General features: G+C 47.9%; 4 protein-coding genes and 1 pseudogene. 4 read left to right on the top strand and 1 reads right to left on the bottom strand.

The genetic code is table 11. From position 1 onward, the window contains the following. The 4 genes and pseudogenes from IQ270_RS27765 to IQ270_RS27775 form a co-directional block, all read left to right on the top strand. A pseudogene (locus IQ270_RS27765) lies at positions 1–227 on the top strand (hypothetical protein); the annotation flags it as partial. A 48-nt stretch (positions 228–275) separates the two neighbouring features. Beyond that, positions 276–563, top strand: coding sequence for a hypothetical protein (locus IQ270_RS31560; protein ID WP_228056763.1), 288 nt, complete (start codon positions 276–278; stop codon positions 561–563). A gap of 36 nt (positions 564–599) precedes the next feature. After that, a complete protein-coding gene (locus IQ270_RS27770) occupies positions 600–1373 on the top strand; it encodes a hypothetical protein (protein WP_228056764.1) in 774 nt (257 codons plus the stop codon). A gap of 142 nt (positions 1374–1515) precedes the next feature. Next, complete coding sequence (locus tag IQ270_RS27775) at positions 1516–3249, top strand: DUF3352 domain-containing protein (protein ID WP_193976364.1); 1734 nt, start codon at positions 1516–1518, stop codon at positions 3247–3249. A 78-nt stretch (positions 3250–3327) separates the two neighbouring features. On the opposite strand, the gene mrdA is transcribed toward IQ270_RS27775, so the two are convergent. Beyond that, positions 3328–5139, bottom strand: a complete 1812-nt coding sequence (gene mrdA, locus IQ270_RS27780; protein WP_228056765.1) for a penicillin-binding protein 2 — start codon at positions 5137–5139, stop codon at positions 3328–3330. Positions 5140–5386: the final 247 nt, after the last annotated feature.

The following is a 5386-nucleotide window of genomic DNA, read 5'->3' on the forward strand; positions in this document are numbered from 1 at the left end:
GCGGTATTGTGACTTTTTTGGGCGGGGATACTCTCAGGGGAATTGGTTTATTTTTGGTTTCTGGGGTAATTATGGGGTTAACGGCGATCGGCTTTTTTATCGCGGTTGAACAGATAGAACAATTGTCGGTAACCTCGTTTAGAAAGGCTGATTTAACTGGTGCTGTATTCGATCCGGGGGCGGTTCTAGATGCCGATTTTTCCGATGCGCGAGGCTTGCGGTGGTAGACAACTTGCTTCTAAATCTGAAATCTAAAATCTAAAATCTAAAATCGGATGACTAAGTTTCCCCACGACCAGTTTGCTAAAGAATACCTGCAAGAGTTATTGTCGCCTCTGGGAGAAGTAGAAACCAGCAAAGATGTCACCGCTGAAGTCAGAGAAATTGATGTCTGGTTTCAACCAACTTCTTTTGAGGGCGAATATGTTCAGAGTTTGGGTTTATTGGGTAAGATGGCTGCTACTGTAGCTGTCATTGAGCCGTTTCGCAATCCGGTTAATACTGAGGGAATCTTCAGTTGTGTGGTAAAACTATTAAATAGTAGGGCTAAACTGGGGCGGTAGACTAATCGAGAAGACCAGCGTTTAGAAGAAAGACAATTGCCGAGGTTGTGGATTTTAACTCCCACTGCTTCGGAACTTTTATTGGACAGTTTTGGTTTTCGGGTTCCCGAAGAGTCCGAGGGCTGGGGGAAAGGAGTTTATTTTTTAACTGAGGTTTGGAGAGTCGGACTAATCGCGATTCACCAGCTACCGAGAAGTCCCGAGACTATGTGGTTGCGGATGTTGGGCCGCGGGCGGGTACAGCAAGGGGCGATCGCCGAACTAAGTGCTTTGCCTGTCGATAATCCACTCCGAACTAACGCGCTACAATTATTGTACATCTTGCAGGCAAATTTGCAAGCGAATACACCACCTATTCCCGCAGGGGATGATGAAGATCAGGAGTTAGTTATGGCGATTGCACCTCTTTTTCAACAACATTTAGAAGCTGCACAACAACAAGGCAGGGAAGAAAGACAGCGGATGATTTTGGAGAGTTTTTTGCAAGTTAGATTTGGGGAGTTAGACCCACGAACTAGCGCATTAATTCTACCGATTTCGAGCTTGCATATTGCCGATTTTACCTTGCTGTTAGTGCAATTATCTACTCTGCCTGCGGGACAGAATGAAGACCAACAAGTCCAATATTTGTTAGCTGAAAGTGTTTTGAAAAAATCTTTCCCTCAAGCGGAACAGTCATCTGAAATTTGGGCTGGTATTATCCATGATTTGCTGGCTTTATCTCCAGACAATTTATCATCGCTGTTGGCAGACTTGCCTCAATTGTCCATTGAAGAACTGATGGCTAGATTGGCACAATCATTGACTTAGAAAAAACTAAACTGACGGGTAATAGCCTGTCAATATTGGGGCGGTTTCTCACAGACACCGCCTCTATATTTTGCAGGTGTCAATAGCTACGGTCATGCGCTACTGTAGTTAATAGTAGACTGTGGTCATTAGTCCTTGTTGTATGAATCTGCGATCGTTCTTTTCTTTCCTCATTGCTGGCGTTTTGGCACTCTTAGCCTTGAGTGCAGGCGGTTTTTACTGGCTGTCAACCAAAACTCCCCTAAATTTGCTCGCCGGCGGGCCGACAACGACTCCGGCTGCGGCTGTGTTTGTCTCGAAAGAAGCACCTTTTTTAGCTTCAATGCTGGTAAATCCCGATCGCCTCGAAGCATTGCGGCAAGTTTTTGCCACTCCCGAAGAAAGAAGCCTCGCGCACGCTGAATTTGAACGAATCAAAAAAAGCCTCCTCGCCAATACTGGGCTGGATTACAGTCGAGATATCCAACCTTGGATAGGTGACGAAATTACTCTGGCCCTGACAAAGGCAGATGTCGATCGCGACAGCAGCAACGGCCAACAAACGGGGTTTTTGCTGGCGGTTTCTTCCCAAAATGCCGATCGCAGCCAACAATTTCTCGAATCCTACTGGCAAAAACAATCTCGTGCCGGTAAAACAGTGCAGTCGGAACTATATAAAGGCATCCAACTCAATTACAAAAAATCCCCTGCAACCCCCGAAAAACCAGCTTTAATTTTGCCTTTAAACCGGCTTTATCTGCCAAATTCAACTTTGCCGACTAGCTTCGCGACGGCGACAGTCGGCGGTACTTCTGATTCGGGAAATAACCTAAATTTTGTTTTATTTGCCAGCAGTCGAGATCTACTTCGAGATGCCATTAATAACGTTGCTGCAGCCAACGGGAATCTCAACAACAGTCCTAACTATCAAAAAGCTTTACAGCAGTTAAATCAAGGCAGAATAGCTTTAGCTTTTGTCAATCTCCCGCAGCCAGCAACGCCGCAAAATCTCCCAGTTTCCCCCAATTCCCTCGCAGTTACTGTCGGAGTCAACCGACGGGGATTGCTGGCCCAAACTGCTTTGGTGACATCGCGAGACAAAACAGCAATTCCCACACTCTCCGCACCAGTGCAAGCCTTGCAGTACATACCCTCAGCCAGTCCTTTCGTTGTCGCCAGCACCGATTTAAGGAATTTTTGGACTGATTTGTCATCGGCGGTGTCAGCTAACGCAGAAGTCTCAAAATTAGTCGATCGCACCCTGGCAGATATTCAGCAAGTTTGGGGCGTCAATTTGCCACAGGATATATTTAAGTGGGTACAAGGAGAATACGCTTTAGCAGTGGTTCCGAGTGCGTCAAATAGTGCCGACTGGATTTTTGCCGCCGAAACATCTGCTGATTCTCAAAAGGCGATCGACCAACTCGATGAAATTGCCCGCAGCAAAGAATACAGCATCGGCAACTTTACTCTCAGAGACCAGAAAATTACCGCTTGGACGCAATTGACAACGAACTCGAATTATGGTAAAAAAAATCAAAGCAAAAGTGCGATCGAAACCGAGGCAAAAGGAGTCCGAGCCACAGTCGGCAAATACCAAATTTTTACCACCTCAGTAGAAGCAATGGATGCAGCACTCAAAGCGGCAGAAACAGGCTCTTTGGTGGCCGATAGAGACTTTCAAATCAGCATCGAACCGCTGCCGCCAGCTAACGACGGCTATTTTTATTTAGACTGGCCCTCCAGCAGGGCAATTTGGGAAAAACAAATCCCGCTGTTGAGGTTAATTGAACTTTCGGCGAGACCGTTGTTTGACCATTTGCGATCGCTCACTGTCACCAGTACGGGAGAAATAACAGGAATTCGCAAAGCTACAATATTTATGCGACTGAATTAGTCATCATCAACGAGGTTTATAGTGAGGACTTTAGTCCTATGATTATGAGGACTAAAGTCCGAACGATCGAACCCAAGATTACTGAGGATTAGGTGGTGTTTTCGACTTCCCAAAATAAGCTTGAAATACATCTTTCGCGATCGGGGCCGCGGCAACAGAACCAAAACCCCCATTTTCCACAACCACGGCGATCGCAATTTCTGGCTTGTCAGCAGGCCCGAATGCCACATACAGCGAGTGATCCTTCTCTCCGATCACCTCCGAAGTCCCAGTTTTGCCCGCCGTCAGCGGAATCGAACCGTCATTGAGTCCCTGTCCCGTGCCCTCGGCAACCACCGCGATTAGTCCTTCCTTAACCACCTGAACTGTCGAAGGTTTCATCCCCGTAGGTACTGGTTTTGTCTCAGGCTTGCCAGTCATAGAAGTCAAAAGATGCGGCTTGACTCGATAGCCGCCGTTAGCGATCGAACTCACCATCACTGCCGCCTCCAAAGGAGTCACCAACACCAACCCCTGACCGATCGACATCGTTACCGTATCACCCGCATACCAAGGTTCCTTGTATATTTTCTCCTTCTCCTCCGGCGTCGGGATTTGACCGTACTGCCCGCCGCTTAGTCCCAAAAGATGCAAATCCGTATCCTTGCCAATTCCCAAGCGGTGTCCCCACTTAGAAATTTGCTCCGGCCCGCTACTCATCCCCACTTGATAAAAAAACGTATTGCTGCTGAAAGCCAAGGCATCCCGAAAGCCGATGTAGCCGTAACCCCCGCTGTGTTCGTTAAAATCAATTCCCCCTACCGTAATGTAAGACGAAGTACCCAAAATAGAGTCTGGCGAAAACTTGCCTGACTCGATACCTGCGACAGAAGTCACAATTTTAAAAGTGCTGCCGGGGGGATAGCCTTGCATCGCCCGATTCAAAAATGGATCTTCCTCGTGTTGAAGAGTTGCCCAGTCATCCTTAGTGATTTTTCGCGTAAACAGATTGGGGTCAAAAGTCGGGTGGCTGGCCATAACTAATACCGCGCCAGTTTTGACATCCAGGGCGACTACTGCTCCCCGGCGGTTCCCCAGGGCTTGTTCCGCTGCTTTTTGCATGGACAAGTCGATGGTTAGCTGCACCGCCTCGCCCGGTTTCGGGGGTGTCTTTCCCATCAGCCGCAATTCTTGATTTTGGGCATTTACCTCGATCAGCCGATCGCCCCAAACTCCCGCAATCTCCTTGTTTGAACTTGCTTCTATGCCCATCTGACCGACAATCATCCCCATCGGATATTCCGGGTGAGCTTCCAAGTCTGCTGCGGTAGCTTCGCCAATATATCCTAGAACGTGAGCCGCCAAACTGCCTTCGGGATAGTAGCGGTTCGCTTCTGGCCGCACTTCCACACCGCGTATTTGTCCGACCTGTTCTGCTAGCGGTACAAACACCTCTGGTGGCATCGCTTGCTTGATCCGCACCGGTCTGTATGATAGAGGATCGACCTGTTTGATTTTTGTTAAAATTTCTTTCGCCGGTATTTTAATCAACGGGCTCAACTTTTCTGCTGTGGCTTTCCACTGTTCCGGCGTTTGTTCTTTGGGCCACAAATATACCGATCGAGCTAAATTGTTTGCCGCTAGCAGCTTGCCTTGGCGATCGACAATGTGTCCGCGATTCGCCGGCATTGGCACCAGGCGAACACGATTGTTTTCGGCTCGTTCCCGGTTTTGCTTTCCTTGTACCAGTTGCAATTCCACCAGCCTACTAGCGTGCAGGCTCAGTAAACCTGTTGCCACCAGCATTAATACGATCGCCCGGTGTATCGGACGCGACTGTTTCCTAGGAGTTTCCGCCAGAGTTTTGTCAAAAGAGCGAAATCCAGACAGGGAAGAAATTTGTCGTTGCATCATTCTATAGGTAGATGTCAAATCCCAGATTGGAGATTTTTGAATTGTTAATTGTGCAGTATACAGCATCAAACCGGGGCGATTAGTCCTTAGTCATTAGTTCTTGGGAATGGAGAATGGAGAATGGGGAATGGGGAATGGGGAATGGGGAATTGTTGACTGTTGACTGTTGACTGTTAACTAATAACTAAGAGGGCGGGTACTCTTGGCACCGCCCCTACCAACTACCAACTGCCAACTACCAACT

Origin of the sequence: Microcoleus sp. LEGE 07076 (assembly GCF_015207455.1) — a bacterium.
Classification (GTDB): domain Bacteria; phylum Cyanobacteriota; class Cyanobacteriia; order Cyanobacteriales; family Microcoleaceae; genus Microcoleus.